This window comes from Kitasatospora sp. NPDC004531 (genome assembly GCF_053602195.1).
In genome coordinates this window covers 1-1186 of record NZ_JBSGDD010000212.1, presented here as the reverse complement: position 1 = coordinate 1186, position 1186 = coordinate 1, and the positions used below count along the sequence as shown (strand labels likewise).

The 1186-nt window shown below is 68.8% G+C and carries 1 protein-coding gene; it reads left to right on the top strand.

Annotated elements, in window-relative coordinates; all coding sequences use genetic code 11:
- The first annotated feature begins 88 nt into the window (after positions 1–88).
- Positions 89–1152, top strand: a protein-coding gene (locus tag ACWEMJ_RS34165) for an IS630 family transposase (protein WP_452141032.1) whose coding sequence is annotated in 2 segments (ribosomal slippage) — positions 89–536 and positions 536–1152 — 1065 coding nt in all. Because the reading frame shifts where the segments join, the coding sequence is not laid out codon by codon here.
- The last annotated feature ends 34 nt before the right edge of the window (positions 1153–1186 follow it).

The following is a 1186-nucleotide window of genomic DNA, read 5'->3' as shown; positions in this document are numbered from 1 at the left end:
ACTGAAGTTGAATGTGTGATGTCGCTCGGACGGGTGAAGTCGTAGCGTTCGTCTGCCGGCGGAGGGTCGAGCCCGGTAGTCGTGTGCTGTGAGGTATGCACAGGGCGGCGGTTTGACCGACGCGGAGAGGGCCGCGCGGGAGCGGATCCGGCAGCAGGCCGTGGAGCGCTTTGAGAGTGGTGAGAAGAGTCGGGAGATCGCGGCCGCGCTGCGGGTGAGTGTGCGTTCGGTGGAACGCTGGCGCCGGCAGTGGCGCGAGGGCGGTGCGGCGGGTGTCGCTTCGAAGGGCTCGCCCGGTCGTCCGAAGCTGTCCGGTGCCCAGATCGTGCGGCTGGAGCGGGAGTTGGAGCGCGGGCCGCTGGCTCACGGCTGGGCGGACCAGCGGTGGACGCTCGCGCGGGTGAAGACGCTGATCGGCCGGCTGTTCCACGTCTCCTACACCGTGGAGGGCACCTGGGTCCTGCTGAAGCGGCACGGCTGGTCCTGGCAGCAGCCGGCCCGCCGGGCGATCGAACGCGACGACGCGGCGGTGGAGTTGTGGAAGAAGGACACGTGGCCGCGGGTAAAAGCACCGCGGCGGCCCGCGGTGCCTGGCTCGTCTTTGAAGATGAAGCCGGGCAGTCGATGAGGCCGCCGCGCGCCAGGACCTGGGGCAGGCTCGGCTGCACCCCCGTCGTGCGGGTGCGCGGCCGGGGAGCCGGCCGGGTCTCCATGGCCGGGCTGAGCTGCTACAAGCCCGGTCAGCGGTCCCGGATGTTCTACAGCTTCCACGTCTACCGGGGCCGCAAGGGCGAGAAGAAGGGCTTGACCTGGCAGGACTACCGGGACCTGCTGATCCGCGCGCACATCCAGCTCGGCGGCCCGATCGTGCTCGTGTGGGACAACCTCCGTGCCCACCTGATGCCGCCAATGCAGGAGTTCGTCCGGGCGAACAAGCACTGGCTGACCGTCTTCCAACTCCCCTCGTACGCGCCGGACCTCAACCCGCAGGAGGGCATCTGGTCGCTGGTCAAGCGCACCATCGGCAACCTTGCCGCCGCCGACCTCGACCGGCTCGCCCGGGCCGTCAGACGCAGCCTGAAGCAGATCCAGTACCGGCCTCACCTCATCGATGCCTGTCTCGCGGGCACCGGCCTGATCATGGACGGCTGATCAACCCAGGCCGACATCACGAATTTAAGTTCAG